Raw genomic sequence first — 20285 nt, forward strand, 5'->3', positions numbered from 1 at the left:
TATCCATCGCTTCTCCCTAGGTTCGATTACGTGAAATGGGCCTTTTCGGCCAGTCAGCCGCACGTCCGAAAGGGTGTTCCGAGGCGGGCTGGGCGGCCGCGTTTTCGCGGGCCTCAGATACTGTACGGCATCCCCAACCCTATATCTAGTTGCGGCACGCCGTGGAAACACTAGCAGTAGTGGTCAAACGGCGGAATAGAGCCAAATCACAAACGTGTGATTCATGTAACAATCCCCGACGCCGCGTGTCGGGTTGACGACGACGGCCCGGTCGGATGCCGACCGGGCCGAAGCGTTCAACGGGATGTCCGGTGGACTTCCCGCAGGTGAGGCGAGAGCTGCGCTCGAAGGGGAACTCAGTCGAGATTCGACTGCGTTCCCGCGGTGTCCGCCGTGGCCGCCTGCGCGCTCTGGGCGGCGTCGAGGCGGGCACGCACGTCGTTCAGCAGGCTCTGCGCGCGTCGGGCGAGGGCCTCTCCGATCTCCCACTGGCGCATCGACTGGTCGAGGTTGAGACCGCCGGCCTCGAGCGCCTGGACGGCCTGGATGAGCTTGTCGCGCGCCTCCTCGTACGGCATGTTGGCGATGAGCTCGCGCTCCTTGTCGGTCAGCGTCGAGGCGGGCGCGGCGGTCTCCTTGGCGACGGCCTGCTCGGTCTGCTCGTTCGCGGTCTTGTCGGTCATGACGTGTTCTCCTTGATGGTGCTTGATGATCCTTGATGATGGTCCGAAGCGACGTCCGAATATCGGGAATGCCGATCGGCGGCCGAGGCTCAGTCGGCGGTGGCGGTGATGACGCCCCGCTTGAGCGTCAGGGTGAGCTCGTCGCCGGAGGCGACGCCGGAGGCGTCGTCGAGCACGCGCCCGTCGGCGGTCTGCACGACGGCGTACCCGCGGTTCAGCGTGGACTGCGGGCTCAGCGCGGTGAGCGAGGCGTGCGCCTTCTCGATGGTCAGCGACGCGTCGTCGACCATGCGCCGCAGCCCGATGTCGAGGCGGGCGCGGGCGTCGTCGACGAACCGCTGGTGTGGCTCGAGCATCGTCAGCGGCTGGGTGAGGCTCGGACGGTTCGCGTAGCCCTCGATAAGGCGCACCTCGCCCTCCACGCGCGAGGAGATGCGCAGACGCATGCGGCTCACGGCGTTGTCGACGAGCTGCCACTGCTCACGCACGTCCGGCACGACCTTCTTGGCGGCGTCGGTCGGCGTCGAGGCGCGCAAATCGGCCGCCAGGTCGATGAGCGTCCAGTCGTCCTCATGCCCGATGGCGGAGACGATCGGCGTCGCGCAGGCGGCGGCCGCGCGCACCACGCCCTCGTCGGAGAAGCCGACCAGGTCCTCGAACGCGCCGCCGCCGCGCGCCACGATGATCACGTCGACTTCGGGGTCGGCGTCGAGCCGGCGGATCGCCTCGATGATGTCGGGCGGGCACTGGGCGCCCTGCACGTGCGCGTGGACGATCTTGAACCGCACGGCCGGCCACCTCAGGTTCACGTTGGTGACGACGTCGCCCTCGGCGCGCGCCTGCGGGGCGCAGATCAGGCCGATGCACTTAGGGAATTCGGGCAGCGGGATCTTGTTCTCGGCGTCGAACAGTCCCTCGCCCTTGAGCTTCTTACGCAGCTCGTCGATCTGCTCCTTGAGGCCGCCGGCGCCGATCTTGCGGATGTCGTCGCCGATGAAGCTCAGCCTGGTCTGCTTGACCCAGATGTCGGCGCGGCCGTGGATGACGACGCGGTCGCCCTGCCTGAACTGCGAGGCGGCGGCCGCGAAGTTGCGCCATCCGGACACGGACATCGCGATGTCCTCGAAGTCGTCGCGCACCGTGAGGTACGCGGATCCGGCGCGGCGCGTGTTGATCTCGGTGATCTGGCCGCAGATCCACGCCGCCGGCCATTTCGCCACGGCGTTGTGGAACTTCTGGCTCAGCACGCTCACCGGCCAGGGGTTCTCGGCCGTGGTCTCGGCGGCGAGCCTGGGCAGCTGGTCGAGCGGCCGCGGTCCCGCGGGAGCGCCCGGCGTCGACTGTCCGGGTCCCCGATTGGCGTTCATGTCGTAACTCATGGGCTCCACTATAGTGAGCGCGGCCCCGCCCGGCGTCCTTTCGCCGATCCGGACGGATCGTTGTGGATAAGGCCGTGGATATCGCGGGGCTTCGGCGTCATTCGACGGCGATGGTGGCGAGCAGCGCCTCGTGGTCGGAACCGGCGATGCGCTTGACCTTCATCTCCCCCGCGACGATCCCCCGGTCGACGACCACGTGGTCGATTCCCGCGAACGCGGGCGGCACTATGCGGTCGGCCGGCCAGGTGAACGTGAACCCGCGTCCGGCCATTCGCGCCGCGTCGGAGAACCGGTCGCCGAGGAAGCCGCGGAACGGCGCGTGGTCGTACGTCGCGTTGAAGTCGCCCATGAACACGTAGACGGTGGACGCGTCGTCCCTCATCAGCGCCAGTTCGTCGAGCGCGCGCCGCCACTGCCCCCAGTAGCCGGGCACGGGCGCGGTCGTGTGCACCGAGACGAACCGGATCGACCTCGCACCACCGGCGAACGCGACGGTGCCTCCGGGCATGAACGAGGCGCTGGAGTTGACGTCGTCGTCGGCCGGGTCGCCCAGGGGCGTGGCGGACCACAGGCCGTTGCCGTACACGCCGTCGGAGCTGGAGACGTGCGAGTACGGCAGGTAGTCGCCGATGCCGGCTTCGTCGAGCCTCGCGACGAACGCCTCGGTCGTCTCCTGCAGCGCGAGCACCTCGACATGCTGGTCGCGCACCGTGTCGACGATCGCCCGCGCGTCGGCCCGGCCCTTGTACACGTTGAACGTCATCACGCGCGCGTACGCGTCGTCGAGGATCGGGCTCGGCTGCGCGACGGCGGACAGGGCCCGGCCGGGCAGTTTCTCCCGAGTCGAGAAGAACGGGTACTGCCACCACACGTTGACCGCGAGCAGGCCGAGCGCGACGACGACGGTCACGACGCGTTTCGAGGCGAACGCGAGCACGAGCGAGAGCGCGGCGACGAGGATGAACCAGGGCGTGGCCGACACGAGGATCGGCACGTACGGCGTGTCCTGTAGATCGGACGGCAGCGCGCGGGCCGCCGTGCCGACGACCGCGAGCATCGCCAAAAGCGTCGAGACCGCGCCCATCATGCGGTGGCCGCGTCGCCCGCCGCCCGCGCCGCCGTCACGTCCGTTGCCGTTCGCCATGTTCCTCCTCGCCTTGTTCCCGTTCGCCGATCCCCGCGGCCGTCGCTTCGCCCGCCCGCGGTCCCGGGCGTCAGCCTCGGCCCGCGCGATGAGTTCGGCGCGGCCGCCATCGTATCCGCGCCCGGATGATCGTCGGGACATCCGCATCTCCCTCCCGTTTCGCGAGCCACCTTACCGTGACCGGCGCGCGGGAGGAGCCGGCCCGGCACACGATTCACAGGACGATCGCATGACGGCCGACCACCGAGCCGGGGATTTTCCCCGAAAATCACCCGATGGCGCGGCGTTGGCCGGGGGCCGTGTACAATGGACCGCTGTCGCCTCGGTAGCTCAGGGGATAGAGCACCGCTCTCCTAAAGCGGGTGTCGTCAGTTCGAATCTGATCCGGGGCACCATCACCCCTTGGAACGCAACGGTTCCAAGGGGTTTCCCGTTATCCGAGATTTTCAGGATCGATGGGGGATGTGTCGCCGTACACGCTCCACTTTCCATTGACCAGACACATCGCCGCTCACTTACCGTCACTGACCATCACTTACTTTCCAAGGGTGAGTGAGGGGGTAAGTGTCGGCGCTGGAGACCAACGCGAACATGGTCTTACGCAGGTCGCCCGCCGCAAAATCTTCCCTGCATATCGGTCATCTAGTCGATTCTCGCCAGATCGGCGGCTCCGATGACACCGGCCATGCCGCCGGCCTTGGCTTCCAGAATGCTGGCATGCTGGCGGTACATGCTGGCCTCAAGATAGCGGCTGAACGCGGCTCGCGCGGGGTCAAGCAGCATGCCGCCGACCTCGGCGACGCCTCCGCCGATGACGAAGGTGTCGGGGTCCAGCACGGAGGCCAGATTGGCCATGAGACGGCCGAGCCATTCGCCGATCCGGTCGAACGCCTCGTTGGCGGTGGGATCGCCCTGCCGGGCGGCGTCCCTCACCATCGGGCCGATGAGCTTGCTTCGGTCGTATTCGCACGCCTCGAGCAGATGCTCCGACTGGCAGGGCTGCCTTCTGGCCGCGGACCATGCGAACCGTTCCAATGCGGAGCCGGAGGCGTACTGTTCGGCGCATCCAAGCAGACCGCACCCGCAGGCCTCGCCGTCGGGAACCATGACCATGTGTCCAATCTCACCAGCCATGCCAAACCCGCCTCTGGCCAATTGACCGTTGACGATGACGGCGCCGCCGACGCCGGTACCCACGGTGATCATGATCATGTCTCGGGAACCACGGCCGGCACCGAAGCGGTATTCGCCCCATCCGGCGGCGTTGGCGTCGTTCTCCACGACCACCTTGACGCCGTCCCCGATCAGATTCTCGATGGCATCGGCGAGCGGGTACTGGTTCCATGCCGGCAGGTTCGCCGCGAAGCTGACGGTGCGTCGGTCGGACGCCACGTTGCCGGCGGCCGAGATGCCGATGGACCTGATGTCGCCGTCATTTTTGCACCGTTGGTAGATGCCGGCCACGACGGCGTTGATGTCGGCGGCGTCCTCCGGCGTGGGCACGCGCTGCAGGCAACGGATGTTGCCCTTCTCGTCGCAGATGCCTCCGGCGATCTTGGTGCCGCCGATATCGATGCCGAGCGTTTCCATGACTGATTTTCCTTGCTGTCGAGATGGTTGTTGAGAGCCGACCATCGCTCAGTGGTTGCGGATGGCGTCGCGCAGGGGCAGGACGCTGGTGGGAGATACGGACAGTTCGTCGAGTCCGATCTCGAGGAACGCGTCGGTCAGGCTCAGGTCCGCGCCGAGTTCACCGCAGATGCCGCACCAGATGCCGTGGCGGTGCGCGGCCTCGGTGGCCATGCGGATCATGCGCAGCACGGCGGGCGAGTGCGGGTCTGCGAAGCGGCCGAGGTTCGGGTTCTGTCGGTCACAGGCCAGCGTGTACTGGGTCAGATCGTTGGTGCCGATGGAGAAGAAGTCGACCTCGGCGGCCAGTTCGTCGGCCATGATGACCGAGGCGGGAGTCTCGATCATGATGCCGACCTGGATGTGCTCGTTGAAGTCGATGTGCTCGCCGCGCAGCTCGTCTTTGACCTCGTCGAGGATCTTCCTGGCGTCGCGCACCTCCTGCACCGAGGTGATCATGGGCAGCATGATGGCGATATTGCCGTACACGGAGGCCCGCAGGAGGGCACGCAACTGGACTTTGAAGATCTTCGGACGGGTCAGGCAGATGCGGATGGCGCGGTAGCCGAGGGCGGGGTTGTCCTCGTGCTCCAGATTGAAATAGCCGACCTGCTTGTCCGCGCCGATGTCAAGCGTACGGATGACGACGAGTCGATCGCCCATCTTTTGCGCGACCTCCTTGTACGCCTCGAACTGGAACTCCTCGGTCGGGTAGTCCTCGCTCTCCAGGTACAGGAACTCGCTGCGGAACAGGCCGATGCCCTCGGCGTCGTTGGCCAGCACCGCAGTCACGTCCGAAGGGCGGCCGATGTTGGCGTACAGACGGACCTTCCGGCCGTCCTTGGTCTCGGTGGGCTTGCCTTTGAGCTCCTGCAGCAGGCGCAGGTGCTCCTCGTACTTGGCCTTCCTGCCGCGGTATTCGGCCAGCGTGGACTCATCCGGGTCGACGAACACCAGTCCGCTGGTGCCGTCGATCACGGCGGTGTGGCCGTCGTCGTCCGGGTCGAAGGAGTCGCCGATGCCGATGATGGCGGGCAGACCCATCGTGCGGGCCAGAATCGCGGTGTGCGAGTTCGAGGAGCCCTTGGCGGTCACGAAGCCCAGGACCTTGGCGCGGTCGAGCTGCACGGTCTCGCTGGGGGCAAGGTCCTCGGCGAGGATGATGTGGCTGTCGCCGTCGCCACCAGCGGCGGTGCCGCCGCGTTTGCCTTCGAGCACATTGATCACGCGGCGGGAGACGTCCTTGACGTCGGCGGCGCGGGCCTGCATGTAGGAGTTGTCCATCGCGGCGAACATGGCGGCGAACTGTTCGGCGGTGCTGTTGACCGCGTACTCGGCGTTCACCTTGCTCTGCGTAATCAGGTCCTCGATGCTTTCCACGTAGTCCGGATCTTGGAGCATGAGCTGGTGGGTGTCGAACAGTTCGGCCTTGCCCTCGCCGAATTCGGCCGCGGTCCTGTCGCGCAGCCGCTTCAACTGGGCGACGGCCGTGTCACGGGCCGTGCGGAAACGTTCCACCTCGGCCTTCGGGTCGTCGACCACGCGGCGGTCCACGGCGTGGTCGGCAGTGTCGAGCACACGGATAGTGCCGATGGCGATGCCGGCGGAGACGCCGGTGCCCTGTATCGTCCTCATCACAGATTCTCCTTGAGGAACCGCTCGAACTCCTCGGCGGCCTTGACCTCGTCGTTGCCCTCCACCTTGACGGTGACCTCATCGCCCTGCTTGACGCCGAGTCCCATGACGCCGAAGATGCGCTTGGCGTCCACGGACTTGCCGCCGCGGTTGATGATGATGGTCGACTCGTACTGCTGCGCCTTGCCGACCAGCAGACCGGCGGGTCGGGCATGCATGCCCTCGGGGTCGGAGACGGTGAACGTGAATTCCTGGGTCATGATGACGCTCCTTATGCGTTCCTATGGATTGACTCGATTGATGCGATTGACTCGATGCGATCGGCGCGCTCGGCGTCCGATTCACAGCTCCTCGCCGTTGGTGGCGATGACCTTCCGGTACCAGTCGAAGGACTTCTTGCGGCGACGCTCGAAGGTGCCATGTCCTTCGTCGTCGGCGTCGACGTAGATCAGCCCGTAGCGCTTCTTGAACTCGCCGGTGCCGAAGCTGACCACGTCGATGCAGCCCCACACGGTGTAGCCCATGACCTCCACGCCATCGAGGTCGATGGCCTTGCCGACTTGTTCGATGTGGGCGCGCAGGTAATCGATGCGGTCGTCGTCGTCGATGGTGCCGTCCGGGTTGACGGTGTCGTAGGCGCCGTAGCCGTTCTCCACGATGAAGATCGGCTTGCGGTAACGTTCGTACAGGACGCTCAGCGCGTAGCGCAGACCGACCGGGTCGATCTGCCAGCCCCATTTGGTGGCGGGGATATACGTGTTGCGCACCACTCCGGCGATGCCCGAGTCGAAATCGCCCGGGGTGGAGGCGTCGGCGGACAAGGCCATCGACATGTAGTAGCTGATGGAGATGAAGTCGACCGTGCCCTCGGCGATGGCCGTTTCGTCTCCCGGCTCCATGTGCGGGGCCACGTCCTCGCGAGTCCACATGGCCCTCGCGTAGTTCGGGTATGCGCCGTTGACGTACACGTCGCCGAACACGAGCCGGTCGCGCATGGCGATCTCGGCGCGCATCACGTCGTCGGGGTTGCAGGTGGCCGGGTAGATCGGCACGATGGCCAGCATGCAGCCGATTCGGAATTCGGGGTTGATCTCGTGTCCGCGCTTGACGACCAGCGCGCTGGCGACGAACTCGTTGTGCACGGCCTGCCAGACCTTGCGTTTGCGGTCGCGCATCGTGTCGGAGTCGGAGAAGCGGATGCCGGAGTCGGTGTAGGCGAAGATCGGGTTGTCGAGGTTCATCTGGTTGTTGACCTCATTGAAGGTCAGCCAGTATCTCACCTTGGTCCTATAGCGTTCCATGACGGTGAGCGCGAACTTGACGAACAGGTCGATGAGTCTACGGTCGGTGAACCCGCCGTACTTGAGACTCAGGTTGAGCGGCATCTCGAAGTGGGAGAGCGTCACGACCGGTTCCATTCCCTTGGCCTTGAGGTCGTCGAACAGGTCGTCGTAGAACCGCAATCCGGCCTCGTTGGGCTCGTCCTCCTCACCGGTCGGGAAGATGCGGGACCAGGCGATGGAGATGCGGAAGCACTTGAAGCCCATCTCCTGGAACAGCGAGTCGTCGCCGCGGAAACGGTGGTAGTAGTCGTTGCCCCAGTGGTTCGGGTAGATCCTGCCGGGCTCGACGCTGCTGGTGATTTGACGCGGCACGCCGTGCGCGCCCGCGGTCATCACGTCGGCGATGGACACGCCCTTGCCGTCCTCGTTCCATGCACCTTCGAGCTGGTGGGCGGCTACCGCGCCGCCCCACAGAAAGTTGCTTGGGAAACCCATGTTGTGTTCCTTTTCCTATTATGGCCGACGCGGCCGCGTCTCAGCCGATCCTCCTGTAGAGCGCGATGAGCTCGTTGACCAGCAGCCTGACGGTCTCGGCGGCCATCATCTGGTCCTCGACGTGCGTCATGAGCAGGGTGACCTCGATCTTCTCGCCCGACGCCTCTCGCTGCACGAGGTCGGTGTGCAGGTCATGGCCGGTCGAGAAGCTGGCGTCGCCGCTCTTGATGAGCTCGTCGGCCTTGTCGTAGTCGCCGGCCTTGGCCGCCTGCAGCGCCTCGATGTAGTCGGATTTGACGCTCCCCGCTGCGGTGATCATCTGGAAACAGAGGGTCTCCCAGTCGAAGTCCTTGTTGTCTTCTGCCATTGTCGTCATCCTCGGTTCGTTTGCTTGTTTGTTCGCTGTCCCTGTAACGCTTCGTCCCGGCTCACTTGGCGGCGATGGCGATGGCGTGCTCGAGCACCTTGTCGCCGCGCACCAGGCCGTAGTCCTGCGGGTTGATGGCCTCGACCGGCTTACCGGGCAGCAGCTTCTGGACGCGGCCGAGCTCATAGCGGACCTGAGGACCGAGCAGAACGACGTTGGCGTCGGCGGCCTTGTCCTCGACCTCGGAGACGGGGTAGGCGTCGATCTCGGCCTCGATGCCCTTGGTCTCGGCGGCGGCGCGCATCTTCTTGACCAGCATGCTGGTGGACATTCCGGCGTTGCAGCACAGTACGATCTTCATGGTGATGTTCCTTTCACTGTTCGTCGCCCGCATCGGCTGCGGGGCGACTGGTTGTCATGGATGGTTGGGTGATAATTGAGTGTGTTCGGTCGGTAGGAGGGGATCCGGCGGGAAGTGCTCGATGCCGCCGGACCCCCATGTCATCCGGTCTTGGCTATCGATCGACCGGAAGCGTGTGATTTCGGGCGCCCGGTTCAGTCCTGCACCGCGGCGGCGTCGTTGGCGTTCTGCTCGGCGACCCAGGCCTGATCCTGCTTCTTGACGAACGGCAGGTAGACGACCACGGAGATCACGAGGATGACGAGCTGGATGAGCGCGCCCTTCCAGCCGCCCAACAGGAAGCCGGAGATGATCACCGGAGTGGTCCACGGCACCTGGACGGCGCCGAACGGCGGCATGAAGCCGATGTACATCGCACCGTAGGTGATGATCATGGCGATCAGCGGGACGGCGATGAACGGGATCAGGAAGAACGGGTTGAACACGATCGGCAAGCCGAAGATGACCGGCTCGTTGATGTTGAACAGACCCGGCACGATGGACAGCTTCGACATCTCCTTCATCTGGCTGGACTTGGCCACGATCAGGCCGGCGATGAGCAGGCCGAGGGTGATGCCGGTGCCGCCGAACTTGACGAAGCAGTCGACGATCTGCGGGGTGAGGATGTGGCCGCCGTCGGCGGCGGTCACGGCCTTGCCGGCGTCCATGAGGGCCTGGTTGGCCACGGAGTTGGCAGTCAGAAGCGGGGCCATGATGCCCATGACGACGTTCGGGCCGTGGATGCCGCACCAGAAGAGGACGGAGATGAGCAGGGTGATGATGATCGCGCCGGCCCAGTTGTCGGTGAGATTCTGCATCGGGGTCTGCAGGATCTTGAAGATGAGCTCGGTGAAGCTCACGCCGCCGAACACTTGGCACAGGTGGTAGATGATCGCGGAACCGAGCACCACGAAGAAGCCGGGAATCATGGCGGAGAAGGCGTTGGACACGCCGTCGGGCACGGAGTCGGGCAGCTTGATCTTGAGGTTGTGCTTCATGCACTTGACGAACACCAGTCCGGACAGCAGACCGACGATGATGGCGGTGATCACGCCGTTGCCGCCGGTCCACGAGGTGGAAATCGCTCCGGACACAGAGGCGGTGGTGCCCTCCTTGAGCGCCTCGACGGTGCTGTGGTCGATGCTCACCGAGGACGGCGAGAGGATGAAGAAGGCGACCAGGGACAACAGGCCGGAGGAGATACCGTCCTCGTTCTCGTTGCGCGCATAGGCGTAGCCGATGCCGACCGCGATGATGATGGCCAGGATGTTGAACGTGCCGGCGGACACCTGGTTCAGACCGATGTTCCACTTATCGGTGAGCAGGTTGTTCATGAAGTCCGTGTAGCCCTCGAACGGCAGGTTCGCGAGCAGCAGGAACAGCGAACCCACCAGAGTGGCCGGCATCGTGAGCACGAAGCCGTCCTTCAATGCGGTGACCGCCTTGGTCGTCGCGAATTTCATGAAGCCGTTGAGCAGTGTATTGCCGAACTCCTTCATTCTCGTCCTCCTTCGGACTGATGTGATCTTCCGGGCCGGCGTCCTTGCACCACCCCGGTTTCCTTTTCCGTTGGTCAAGTCATTCGAATGAATAGGCAACATCCGAATGACTTGGCTTCAGCATACGACAGTCATTCGTCTGAGTCAAATTCATTCGAATGATTTTTCCACACGGCGCGTCCCGGCCCGAGAGAACGGTTCCAGGAGGACGGATCGCGGTGTGGCGAACAAAAAAACCGGCCGTCACGACGACGACCGGTCACCAGGGAAGATCACTTCGACGAAGCGCTCCCTACTTCAAATCGGCGAAGTTGAAGAACGTCGCCTTCTCGTAGTGGTAGTAGACCGTGCCCACATTGAACAGACGGCCATTGGACAGGTAGGCGTGGTCCTCGACCACCAGCGCCGGATCGCCCGCCGACAGCCCCAGGAGATCGGCCTGCCCACGATCCAGCTTGCGCGCATACATCAGTTTGTCGGCGAAGCCCGTCACCAATTTCAGATCCCTGCGGATGTACGAGTAGATGGAGCCGTCGGCGATCTCCTCGTTGAGGTAGGGCACGAACTCCTTGAGGTACAGGGCGTACTCGATGGCGAACGGCTCGCCGTCTAGCAGACGCAGACGGGAGATGCTGTAGACATCATCACCGGGATCGCATTTGAGCCGTCCGGCGTCCCCACCCGCCTCGCGCTGCTCCAATTTGATCACCTTGGAGGACACGGCATGCCCGGGGAACTCCGAGGTCAATCCCCTCGTGTTGTTGATGTTGAGACACCCGTCCCGATCGTCCTCCCGCACGAACATGCCGCTGCCCTGCACAGGGCACACGTCCCCGAGGTTGACCAGCAGCGCGATGGCGTTGCGCACGCAGTACCGGGTCACGCCGAAGCGTTCCATGAGCTCAGGCTCGGTGGGCAGCTTGCCCGTGGCGCGGTATTCGCCACGCTCGATCTCCATCTTGAGGATCTTCGCCAGCTCACGGTACTTCATACACCTATCCTCCGTATCCACATCACCGTCTTCGCCGCCATCTCGCCGCATCGGCACGGCCTATACGGTCATACTATCGCATGATTCCGATTCGTTCGAATACCGGATGCACCCGTTCCCGCGCCCGAAGGCCTCCCTTATCAACGCATCGGCGCCGCGGAGTAGAACCTCGCGTTCGCCGAGTGATACAGACTCCGCGAGGAGTTGAACAATCGGCCGTTCGACAGAAACGCATCATCCTCGACGCAGATCGAGGGGTCACCCTCCCGCAACCCCAACGAACCGGCCGCCGACGCGTCAAGCCGGTCAAGGTAGACCGTCTTATCGACGAACCCGAACCGCAACCCCAGATCATCATGCACATAGGAATACAGCGAACCGCCGGCGACATCCTCGCCGATGTACGGCACGAACTCCTTGAGATAGCACGCCGTCTCATAACTGATCGGCAATCCGTCCACCCTGCGCAGACGCACCACACGCCATACCCGATCCCCCTCGTCGCACCGCATACGCAGCGCGAGCCGCGCATCGGCCCGAACCAACGCGAGCTCGCGCACCTCCGATGTGACGCGGCGCCCGGGAAAATCCGCCGAAATCCCATACGATGTCCCCAAAGGCAGGTAGTTGCCATCGCGTCTTTCACGCACGAACACGCCGCTGCCGCATACCGGGAACACCTCGCCCGCCGCGGTCAGCTCCGCGATCGCCCCGCGCACGCAGTAGCGGGACACCCCATACCTCTCCATGAGCCGATCCTCCGTCGGCAGCTTGTTCGTCACGGAGAACTCCCCCGATGCGATTCGCTTCCGCAGCTCCATCGCCAATCCGCGCTGTTTCGTAACCATATGGCCATGATAACAGAACAACCCCAATTCATGCGGATGAATTAAAATCATTCACATGAAAATGCCATCAACCAGAGAAGGACACGGACAGACGACATCGTCACCGCAACCACCGCCGAAGGCCATCGAGTAAAGCGGGTGTCGTCAGTTCGAATCTGATCCGGGGCACAATCACTCCTTGGAACATAACGGTTCCAAGGAGTTTCGCTTACTGCGCTTGGTCTTTCCGGGGGCAATGGGGGTGTCTGACTGCACTTCACAGCCTTTTCAAGCGCATCGGCAACTGCGTCCAGCTTCGCATCCTCCGCATTGATGCATTTACCGCTGAGCCGCTCGTCAGTGATGGCTATATCAAGAACGCCGAGTAAGCCGGCCGGCATTCCCCATCCGGTTGGGGATGAGGACCTTGTCCGTTCCGAAGCACTCTGACACAGCTCCGAACCTACTCCGAAGTACTCCGAACCTACTCCGAAGTACTCCGAACCCGCCGTTCGAAGTAGGCGTAGTATTGCCTAGGATCGCGCGGTCTGGACCCATGCCATTCCAGAATCCCCTCGCCGGCCATTTTCTTCAGGGTCTTCGATGCGGTCCTGGCGCTCACTCCGGATTCGGCGGCAAGGGCTCTGGTCGTCACCTTTCCATCACTGGCCGCGATTGCGAGGGCCCTGCGTTCCAGTTCCGTCAATCCCTCTCCCGGGATCTCCGTCTGGCTGATGGCGGGATTCTCGTCCTGCTGTTTGTTCAGGTAGGGGACGCGTTGGCGGATGTTGTTGCGCAGCACGAGTTTGACGTTGACGTCGTTGGGTTCGCTGTACTCGGGGTCGGGCAGGCCTAGCTCCTCCATCTCCTCGTACATGCGGTGCACGCCCTCGTTGAGCTCGCGCACCAGTTCGAACGCAGTGAGCACGTGGCAGATCTTCGGGTTGCGTGCGTATCTGGTGGTGCGCATGTTCTCCAGCGTGACCCGGTTCGGCAGTGCGCCCGGGCTGGTGATCTCCAGCCGGTCGTCGAAGATCATCACGCGCGTGTATTCGCCTCGGATCGAGTAGTCGCGGTGCGCGACCGCGTTCACCAAACCCTCGAACCACGCGAACCGCGGATACTCGGACACGGTGCGGAACCTGCCGTCCTCCCCGAGCACCTGGAACTCACGCAGCAGCGAGCCGATAAGCCGACTGGACTGCTCAACGACCTCGGGCAGCGGCCCGTCGAACTCCTCGTCCTTGACGATGTTCAGATTGCGGCCCGTGTGCAGCTGCGTGCCGTCGATCTTCAGGACACGCACGCGCGCCGACGGCAGGAACGCGGCCGGGTTCTCCGTGAACAGGAGTACGCCCGCGTTCGTCAGTTTCCCGTCCATGAGGAAACCTCGGCTACGCAGCACCCGCTCGTCGGGAATATCCGCTGCACCGATGGACCGCTTGTACCGGTCGAGCACGTCATGGTCGAGATCGTCCGGGTTCGCCCATGTCTCCGGTTCGTCCTCGAACCAGCGCTGTCCCTTGTCGTATTCCAGGGCAAGCACCTGCTCGCGGTCCAGCAGGACACTGTTGTCGCCCTCGCGCAGGTAAACGTCGCCGTTCGACCGTCTGGCGATCACATGGTTCGACGACGGGGACACGTCCAGTACGAGGATCACGTCGTCCTGGCCCTTGGCGTTCACGCAGGGGATGCGCCGGGCCGCGACGCGGGGGCTGGGCGCGCACTGCGTGATCGGGATCTGTTCGAACGATTCGACGGGTTTCGCGTTCTCCCGTTTGAATCCGGTGACGGCGCCCTTGTCCTCGATGCCGATGACCAGCTGGCCGCCGGAGGCGTTCGCGAACGCAATGATGTGTCTGGTCACGTCCTCGGGCTTGATGCGCGCGCTCTTGCGGTCGAAGTACTGGCTCTCGTCCATCCGGGAGAACACCGCCGCCTCATCGATCTTCGAGTCCATGCCATTCCTCCATCACGACGCAGTCACCATACAGGTCACGAGCATACCCGGAGGGTCGAGGCGTCGTCATCATTCCTCATCATCGTCGCTCACTGACCATCACTTACCCGCTCACTTACCTTTGAGAGTCAGTGATGACGTCACTGACGGTAAGTGAGCACGCGATGACTGCCAACCATTTTCTGCATTAGTTGCCGCTTGAAGCATCCATCTACGGAGAAAAGACACCTCCGCACAGGAAAGAGGTGAGACTCTTACAGACGACAGTCTCACCGCAATCGCAGCCGAAAGCCATCGAGAAAATCGGGTGTCGTCAGTTCGAATCTGATCCGGAGCACGTACCCCTTGGAACCCAACGGTTCCAAGGGGTTTTCACGTATTCGCCCTTCAGAACAGGCCGGCGTACCCGACGCCGAGTCGGTCGGAGACGGTTGCGAGCGCGGCGGCGGTCTCGGGGTCGAGCGCGATCCGGCCGGCGGGATTAGAAGCCGAGGCGGGTGCGGCCGAACTGGTCGAGCCAGCGCAGGATCGCGCCCTCGCGCAGGGCCCACGGGCAGATCTCGATCTCCTCGATGTTCAGGGCCTTCATGATCTCGTCGGCCACGACGCCGCCGCCGACGATCTGCATCGTGCGCTCCGGGGTGATGCCGGGCAGGGCCACGCGCTGCTCCGGCGCGATCGCCGCCAGACGCGGAATCCAGTCCTCGAGCTGCTCGCGCGTCATGACGAGCGTGTCCTCGCGGCCCGGCTGGCGCAGCACGGCGCCGGCGAGACGGGCGAGCGAACGGAACGTCTTCGACGTGCCGACCGCGTGGTTCGGATGCTTCGACTTGGGGAACGACTCGACCATCGGCTCGAGGATCTTGCGCACGTGCTTGCGCACCTCCTCCAGCTGCTCGGGCGTGGCCACGCCCTCGGGCAGATACTCGGTGGTGATGCGTCCCGCGCCGGCCGGCACGGACAGCGCCACCGTAGGCTCCTCGTCGGAGCCCATCGCGACCTCGAGCGAGCCGCCGCCGATGTCGAGCATGAGCAGTCGGCCGGCGTCCCAGCCGTACCAGCGACGGGCCGCGAGGAAGGTCAGGCGGGCCTCGTCGGTGCCGGACAGGACCGTCACGCCCTGACCGATGCGCTCCTCGATCTTGCGCAGCACCTTGTTGCCGTTGGGCGCCTCGCGCAGGGCGCTGGTGGCCATCGCGAGCAGCTGCGTGATCTGGTACTCCTCGGCGAGCTGCATGCCCTCATCGACGGCCTCGAGGATCGCCTCGACGCCGGACTTCTTGATGGAGCCGTCCTCCTTCAAGTACTTCATCAGGCGCACGGTGCGCTTCGTGCTCGCCTCCGGATCGGGGCGGGCGCCGGGCGCGGCGTCGACGATGAGCATGTGGATGGTGTTCGAGCCGATGTCGAGCACGCCCAGTCGCGTGGTGTGCGAACGCAGGTTGACCATGTGGGTTCTTGTTCCTTTGTCTCTCTTGGTTCTCTCGGATGGTTGATGATGTCGGAAGGCGGCGCTCACGCGTGCAGGGTCGGCAGCCAGCGGCCGAGGCGGTCGAGGCCCTCGGCGAGCGCCTCGCGCGACGCCGCGTAGCTGAGCCTCACGTGCGTGTCGGCGGTCGCGGCGCCGAAGTCGCGGCCCGGGGTCAGCGCGACGTGCGCCTCGTCGAGCGCGCGCTCGCAGAACGTCCACGCGTCGAGGCCGGTCGACGAGATGTTGAAGTACGCGTAGAACGCGCCGTTCGGCTCCACCTCGACGGGCAGGCCGATGCGTTTCAGCCCGTCGATGACGATGCGCCGGCGCGCGAGGAGCTCCTGGCGGCGGCGCTCGCATTCGGCGAGGCTCTCGGGCGTGAAGCAGGCGAGCGCGGCGTGCTGGGTGGGCGTGTGCGCGCACAGGTAGTAGTTGGTGGCGAGGTCGTCGACCGCGGCGAGCACGGCGTCGTCGTCCGGGATGACGGCCCAGCCGAGCCTCCAGCCGGTCATGCCGAAGAACTTGGAGAAGCTGTTGCACACGATCGCGCCGTCGTCGCAGGCAAGCACGGAGCGCACGTCGACGCCGTCCTCGTGGTCGGCCAAGTCGAGGTAGGTCTCGTCGACGATGCGCCACGCGCCGTGTTCGCGCGCCCAGTCGCACACGCCGCGCAGCACGTCGAAGTCGATGGTGGTGCCGGTCGGGTTGGACGGGGAGGTGATCATGACGGCCTTGGTGCGCTCCGACCAGTGCGCGGCGACGAGCTCGCGGTTGAGGTGGAAGCGCGTGGCGGCGGAGGTGGGCACGTCGACGACGCGGCCCTCGAAGCTGTTGACCAGCTCGCGGTTGCACGGGTAGGACGGGTCGGCGATGATGACCTCGTCGCCCGGGTCGACGGTCAGGGCGGTGGCGAGCAGCAGTGCGGCCGAACCGCCGGAGGTGATGACGATGCGCCTGGGGTCGATGTCGAGGCCGTGGCGCTCGCGGTAGAAGTCGGCGATCGCGCGGCGCAGCTCGGGCAGGCCCATCGCCGCGGTGTAGGGCAGGGCGCGGCCGTCGTACTGCTCGCGCATCGCGTCGCGCACGGCCGGGGGCGCGCCGAAGTCGGGCTCGCCGAGGGAGAGCTTGATGACGTCGATGCCGTTCGCGATCATCTCGTCGGCCTTCGCGCCGAACACCATGGCGCGGAAGGGCTGCGCCTCGCGGGCGCGACGGGACATGACGGGCAGGGACGAATCGGTCGGGTTGGTCGCGGCGACGGCGGATTCCGCCGTGCCGGGCTGCGTTGCTTCACCACTGGTCATACGCCCGTTGTATCGGCACGGCCCGACAGGAAACGATAGGATTGGCGGTGACACGGTACATCCGACGATTCAAGGAGGAACGATGACGACGCAGGGCAGGCTGAACGGCAGGAGGGCCGAGTTCGAGGCGAACGGCGACAAGGTGAACGTCGCGATCCTCGGCGCCGGGTCGATCGCCAACACGATGGCGACGACGCTGGTCGCGATGGCGGCGGACCCGCGCTACGCGGGATGGATCCACCCGTACGCGGTGGCGGCCCGCGACTTCGAACGCGCCGAGGCGTTCCGCGGCCGGTACGGCTTCGACAAGGCGTACGGCTCGTACGAGGAGCTGGTCGAGGACCCGATGGTCGACCTCGTCTACATCGCCACCCCGCACAATTTCCACGCCGAGCAGGCGATCCTGTGCCTGAAGCACGGCAGGAACGTGCTCGTGGAGAAGGCGTTCACCGCGAACGTCGCGCAGGCGGAGGACCTGCTGGCCGCGGCCGACCGGACGGGGCTGCTGGCCACCGAGGCGATCTGGACGCGCTACCAGCCGAGCCGGGCGATCATCAACGACCTGATCGCGTCGGGCGAGCTGGGCGACGTGCGCATGGTGCGCGCCGACCTGAGCTACGAGCCGCACGGCCGCGACCGCATCACGAACCCGAACCTCGCGGGCGGCGCCCTGCTCGACGTGGGCGTGTACGCGCTCAACTTCATCGACATGGCCGTCGGCGCCGACCACGGGCGCACGATCGCGGGACTCACGACGACGATGACGCCGTACGACACGGGCGTCGACGCGACGAACGCGACCGTGATCACGTACGACGACGGCCTGATGGCCGTGGCGACGAGCTCGCGCGCAGTCGCCTCCGACCGCTCCGGCGTGATCGAGGGCAGCAAGGGGTACGCGGTCGTCGACAACATCAACAACCCGCTGGGCATCGACGTGTACGGGCTCGACCACGAGCCGGTGCGCCACATCGACGTGCCGGCGCAGCTGACCGGCTACGAATACGAGGTGGCGTCCGCCGCGAACGCGATCCTCGACGGCCGCGGCGAATGCCCGGAGATGCCCCACGCGGACACGCTGCGCCTCATGGGGCTGATGGACCGCATCCGCGGCGAGTGGGGTCTCGTCTACCCGTTCGAGAAGTAGGACGCCCCTCCCCTACCGTCTGCGCGCCAACGCCCAGCCCAGCAGGGCGAGCGGGATCGCGCAGGCGGTGAAGATGGCGGGCAGGAACATGCCGACGTGCGGGCCGGCCGCGTCGAGGACGACGCCGGCCGCGGACGAGCCGATCGACGTGCCGACCGTGCCGGCGGTGGTCACCCAGCTCAGGCCCTCCGTCAGGCTCTCGGCCGGCACGAGGTCCTTGACGATGAGGTTGCCGGTGGTGAACAGCGGCGAGACGAACAGGCCGGTCAGCACCTCGACGGCGCCGAGCAGCAGCAGGTTGTCCATCGCGAGGCGGAAGCCCACGTACCCGACGGCGAGCAGGCACAGGAACATGACCATGTGCGCCCAGTGCGAGCCGCGGAATCGGCGCGAGCCGAAGACGATCGCGCCGATGCACGAGCCGAGCGCGAACATGGCCAGCTGCAGGCCGAGGAACTGCTCGAGCCCGCGCGCCTTGATCGACGCGGTGATCGACACGTCGAACGCGGTGAAGCTCATGTTGAACACGAGGAACACGATCAGCAGGGGCAGCACGCCGCCGTAGAGCAGCACGCTCCTCGGCCTGGCGGCCCCGCCCTGGCGGCGCAGCCGGTCGAGGCTCAGCGAATCGGCCGGACCGCCCTCCCCCGGCGCCTCGGCGGCGGCCTCGACCTCGACGGCCTCGACCATCGCCGGCGGCTGCGTGGACTTCAGGGAGAAGAACACGGCGCCGCCGATGCCGCAGGCGAGCGTCGGCACGAACAGCTGGCTGACCGGGTGCACGGACGTGGCGAGCCACGCGGCGAGGATCGGGCCCAGGATGAACACGACCTCGTCGATCGCCGCCTCCATCGCGTACGCGGTGTTGAGCAGCGCCTCGCCGTCCTCGACGCCGCGCAGCGCGTACGCCCATCGGGTGCGCACCAGCGCGCCGAACGAGAATTGGGTCAGGCCCATCACGATCGCGAGCGCGAACAGCAGCGGGATCGGCACGCGCACCAGCGCGGCGAAGGCGAACGCGAGCATCGAGGCGACCTGCACGGCGAGCGCGGTCCGGCCGACGCGGCGCTGGCCGAACCGGTCGAACATGCGCGCGTAGAACGGGGTCACGCACGACAGGGAGAACACGTAGACGGCGCTCATCGTGCCGGCGATGGTCCAGTTGTCGTACAGGTGGTTCAGGGCGAGCACGATGCCGAGGCTCATCATGGAGATCGGGAGCCTCGCGACGGCGCCGGAGACGCAGAACGCCTTGGCGCCGGAGATGCGGAACAGTCGCGCGTAGGGGGATGCCGCGCGTCCGGGGCCGGGCGCGACGGCCTTGCGGGTGCGCTCGCTCACGCGCGCACCTCCCCGTCCTCGCGCGCGGCCGGGGCGGCCTCGACCGCGCCCTCGTAGATGAAGAGGTCCTCGCCGTCGCCGGCCGGCTCCTCGGGATGGTCGGCGGCCAGCCGCTCGGCCGTGCGCGTCAGGCCCTTGTGCTCGTAGAAGCCGACGTCGCAGCTCGAATCGGTGTGCAGGTAGTAGCGTTCGACGCCCTGATGCGCGAAGTACGCGAGCAGCCGGCGCCACAGCGTGCCGCCGACGCCGTGGCCGCGCGCGGCCGGGGCGACGAGGAACAGCTCGAGTTCGGCCCCGGCCCGCTCGTTGACGGCGACGTCGTCCTCCATGCGCTCCTCGACGCGGTGCCAGGCGTTGGTGCGCGCGAGCGCGTCGGCGCCCTGAGCCGTGGCGTTCAGCGCGGCGTCGACGTGCGCGAGCTCGTCGGACACCTCGGGGAACAGCACGGGCCGGCCGGCCACGCGTGCGAGCGTGACGCCCATGAACGTGCCGTCCGGCCCCTCGGCGATGTCGCCGCGCGTGGCCGGCTCGAGGTAGTGGAGCGTGAAATGACGCGAGGTCATCCGCGCGATGTCCGGGTCGCCGGGTTCGGCCACGCCCCAGGTGAGATAGAACTGTTCGACGATGACGTCGATGTCGTCCCGTCGGATGGGACGGTAGGTGATAGCGGTGCGGTCGGTGGATGCGTTGCTGATCGCGTGCGCGGTCGCGGCCATGATGCCAATACTCC

18 protein-coding genes and 1 tRNA gene are annotated in these 20285 nt (G+C 65.7%); 2 read left to right on the forward strand and 17 right to left on the reverse strand.

Annotated elements, in window-relative coordinates:
* Positions 1-356: 356 nt before the first annotated feature.
* The 3 genes from JS528_RS05485 to JS528_RS05495 form a co-directional block, all read right to left on the reverse strand.
* Positions 357-683, reverse strand: a complete 327-nt coding sequence (locus JS528_RS05485; RefSeq protein WP_214358084.1) for an exodeoxyribonuclease VII small subunit — start codon at positions 681-683, stop codon at positions 357-359.
* An 89-nt stretch (positions 684-772) separates the two neighbouring features.
* Positions 773-2050, reverse strand: a complete 1278-nt coding sequence (gene xseA / locus JS528_RS05490) for an exodeoxyribonuclease VII large subunit (RefSeq protein ID WP_240541355.1) — start codon at positions 2048-2050, stop codon at positions 773-775.
* A gap of 109 nt (positions 2051-2159) precedes the next feature.
* Positions 2160-3206: an endonuclease/exonuclease/phosphatase family protein gene (locus JS528_RS05495; RefSeq protein ID WP_214358086.1), complete on the reverse strand. Its 1047-nt coding sequence runs from the start codon at positions 3204-3206 to the stop codon at positions 2160-2162.
* A 319-nt stretch (positions 3207-3525) separates the two neighbouring features.
* On the opposite strand from JS528_RS05495, the gene JS528_RS05500 reads away from it, so the two are divergent.
* Positions 3526-3601: transfer RNA gene (locus JS528_RS05500), tRNA-Arg, on the forward strand.
* Between the two features lie 247 nt (positions 3602-3848).
* Here the strand turns inward: JS528_RS05500 and JS528_RS05505 are convergent.
* The 12 genes from JS528_RS05505 to JS528_RS05560 form a co-directional block, all read right to left on the reverse strand.
* Positions 3849-4796: an ROK family glucokinase gene (locus JS528_RS05505; protein ID WP_214358087.1), complete on the reverse strand. Its 948-nt coding sequence runs from the start codon at positions 4794-4796 to the stop codon at positions 3849-3851.
* A gap of 48 nt (positions 4797-4844) precedes the next feature.
* A complete protein-coding gene (gene ptsP / locus JS528_RS05510) occupies positions 4845-6470 on the reverse strand; it encodes a phosphoenolpyruvate--protein phosphotransferase (RefSeq protein WP_214358088.1) in 1626 nt (541 codons plus the stop codon).
* Positions 6470-6730 (reverse strand): HPr family phosphocarrier protein, encoded by a 261-nt coding sequence (locus tag JS528_RS05515; RefSeq protein WP_163229708.1) that lies wholly within the window; start codon positions 6728-6730, stop codon positions 6470-6472. The genes ptsP and JS528_RS05515 overlap by 1 nt, the downstream gene beginning before the upstream one ends.
* Before the next feature lie 81 nt (positions 6731-6811).
* The gene (locus JS528_RS05520; RefSeq protein WP_214358089.1) at positions 6812-8248 is read right to left on the reverse strand and encodes a 6-phospho-beta-glucosidase; all 1437 of its coding nucleotides are present in this window, start codon (positions 8246-8248) and stop codon (positions 6812-6814) included.
* A 40-nt stretch (positions 8249-8288) separates the two neighbouring features.
* Complete coding sequence (locus JS528_RS05525; RefSeq protein ID WP_214358090.1) at positions 8289-8615, reverse strand: PTS sugar transporter subunit IIA; 327 nt, start codon at positions 8613-8615, stop codon at positions 8289-8291.
* A gap of 61 nt (positions 8616-8676) precedes the next feature.
* Positions 8677-8976, reverse strand: a complete 300-nt coding sequence (locus tag JS528_RS05530; protein WP_214358091.1) for a PTS sugar transporter subunit IIB — start codon at positions 8974-8976, stop codon at positions 8677-8679.
* Positions 8977-9170: 194 nt separating this feature from the next.
* On the reverse strand, positions 9171-10514 hold the full coding sequence (locus tag JS528_RS05535; RefSeq protein WP_214358092.1) for a PTS sugar transporter subunit IIC: 1344 nt from the start codon (positions 10512-10514) through the stop codon (positions 9171-9173).
* 292 nt (positions 10515-10806) lie between these two features.
* Positions 10807-11505, reverse strand: coding sequence for a GntR family transcriptional regulator (locus JS528_RS05540; protein ID WP_214358093.1), 699 nt, complete (start codon positions 11503-11505; stop codon positions 10807-10809).
* Between the two features lie 140 nt (positions 11506-11645).
* On the reverse strand, positions 11646-12404 hold the full coding sequence (locus JS528_RS05545) for a GntR family transcriptional regulator (protein ID WP_420838189.1): 759 nt from the start codon (positions 12402-12404) through the stop codon (positions 11646-11648).
* 412 nt (positions 12405-12816) lie between these two features.
* Entirely contained in the window at positions 12817-14292 is a 1476-nt protein-coding gene (locus JS528_RS05550) for an ATP-binding protein (protein WP_214358094.1), read from the reverse strand.
* 481 nt (positions 14293-14773) lie between these two features.
* Entirely contained in the window at positions 14774-15742 is a 969-nt protein-coding gene (locus JS528_RS05555; RefSeq protein WP_214358095.1) for a Ppx/GppA phosphatase family protein, read from the reverse strand.
* 65 nt (positions 15743-15807) lie between these two features.
* Positions 15808-16983 carry a pyridoxal phosphate-dependent aminotransferase gene (locus JS528_RS05560; protein ID WP_214358131.1) on the reverse strand — a complete coding sequence of 392 codons (1176 nt, stop codon included), beginning with the start codon at positions 16981-16983 and terminating at the stop codon, positions 15808-15810.
* A 166-nt stretch (positions 16984-17149) separates the two neighbouring features.
* Between JS528_RS05560 and JS528_RS05565 the strand changes: the two genes are divergently transcribed.
* Positions 17150-18214 carry a Gfo/Idh/MocA family protein gene (locus tag JS528_RS05565; RefSeq protein ID WP_214358096.1) on the forward strand — a complete coding sequence of 355 codons (1065 nt, stop codon included), beginning with the start codon at positions 17150-17152 and terminating at the stop codon, positions 18212-18214.
* Between the two features lie 12 nt (positions 18215-18226).
* Here the strand turns inward: JS528_RS05565 and JS528_RS05570 are convergent, their stop codons facing one another.
* Both JS528_RS05570 and JS528_RS05575 read right to left on the reverse strand, forming a co-directional pair.
* Positions 18227-19423: an MFS transporter gene (locus JS528_RS05570; protein WP_240541356.1), complete on the reverse strand. Its 1197-nt coding sequence runs from the start codon at positions 19421-19423 to the stop codon at positions 18227-18229.
* Positions 19424-19551: 128 nt separating this feature from the next.
* Positions 19552-20271 (reverse strand): GNAT family N-acetyltransferase, encoded by a 720-nt coding sequence (locus tag JS528_RS05575; RefSeq protein WP_214358098.1) that lies wholly within the window; start codon positions 20269-20271, stop codon positions 19552-19554.
* Positions 20272-20285 lie beyond the last annotated feature (14 nt).

This window comes from Bifidobacterium santillanense, assembly GCF_018555385.1.
In the GTDB taxonomy this organism is placed as follows: Bacteria; Actinomycetota; Actinomycetes; order Actinomycetales; family Bifidobacteriaceae; genus Bifidobacterium; species Bifidobacterium santillanense.

Coding starts and splice junctions, on each gene's coding strand:
- JS528_RS05530 (WP_214358091.1), bottom strand. CDS start 8,976: ATGAAGATCGTACTGTGCTGCAACGCCGGAATGTCCACCAGCATGCTG.
- JS528_RS05540 (WP_214358093.1), bottom strand. CDS start 11,505: ATGAAGTACCGTGAGCTGGCGAAGATCCTCAAGATGGAGATCGAGCGT.
- JS528_RS05525 (WP_214358090.1), bottom strand. CDS start 8,615: ATGGCAGAAGACAACAAGGACTTCGACTGGGAGACCCTCTGTTTCCAG.
- JS528_RS05495 (WP_214358086.1), bottom strand. CDS start 3,206: ATGGCGAACGGCAACGGACGTGACGGCGGCGCGGGCGGCGGGCGACGC.
- JS528_RS05520 (WP_214358089.1), bottom strand. CDS start 8,248: ATGGGTTTCCCAAGCAACTTTCTGTGGGGCGGCGCGGTAGCCGCCCAC.
- xseA (WP_240541355.1), bottom strand. CDS start 2,050: ATGAACGCCAATCGGGGACCCGGACAGTCGACGCCGGGCGCTCCCGCG.
- JS528_RS05535 (WP_214358092.1), bottom strand. CDS start 10,514: ATGAAGGAGTTCGGCAATACACTGCTCAACGGCTTCATGAAATTCGCG.
- JS528_RS05550 (WP_214358094.1), bottom strand. CDS start 14,292: ATGGACTCGAAGATCGATGAGGCGGCGGTGTTCTCCCGGATGGACGAG.
- JS528_RS05545 (WP_420838189.1), bottom strand. CDS start 12,404: ATGATTTTAATTCATCCGCATGAATTGGGGTTGTTCTGTTATCATGGC.
- JS528_RS05560 (WP_214358131.1), bottom strand. CDS start 16,983: ATGTCCCGTCGCGCCCGCGAGGCGCAGCCCTTCCGCGCCATGGTGTTC.
- JS528_RS05505 (WP_214358087.1), bottom strand. CDS start 4,796: ATGGAAACGCTCGGCATCGATATCGGCGGCACCAAGATCGCCGGAGGC.
- JS528_RS05575 (WP_214358098.1), bottom strand. CDS start 20,271: ATGGCCGCGACCGCGCACGCGATCAGCAACGCATCCACCGACCGCACC.
- ptsP (WP_214358088.1), bottom strand. CDS start 6,470: ATGAGGACGATACAGGGCACCGGCGTCTCCGCCGGCATCGCCATCGGC.
- JS528_RS05565 (WP_214358096.1), top strand. CDS start 17,150: ATGACGACGCAGGGCAGGCTGAACGGCAGGAGGGCCGAGTTCGAGGCG.
- JS528_RS05485 (WP_214358084.1), bottom strand. CDS start 683: ATGACCGACAAGACCGCGAACGAGCAGACCGAGCAGGCCGTCGCCAAG.
- JS528_RS05515 (WP_163229708.1), bottom strand. CDS start 6,730: ATGACCCAGGAATTCACGTTCACCGTCTCCGACCCCGAGGGCATGCAT.
- JS528_RS05570 (WP_240541356.1), bottom strand. CDS start 19,423: ATGATGAGCCTCGGCATCGTGCTCGCCCTGAACCACCTGTACGACAAC.
- JS528_RS05555 (WP_214358095.1), bottom strand. CDS start 15,742: ATGGTCAACCTGCGTTCGCACACCACGCGACTGGGCGTGCTCGACATC.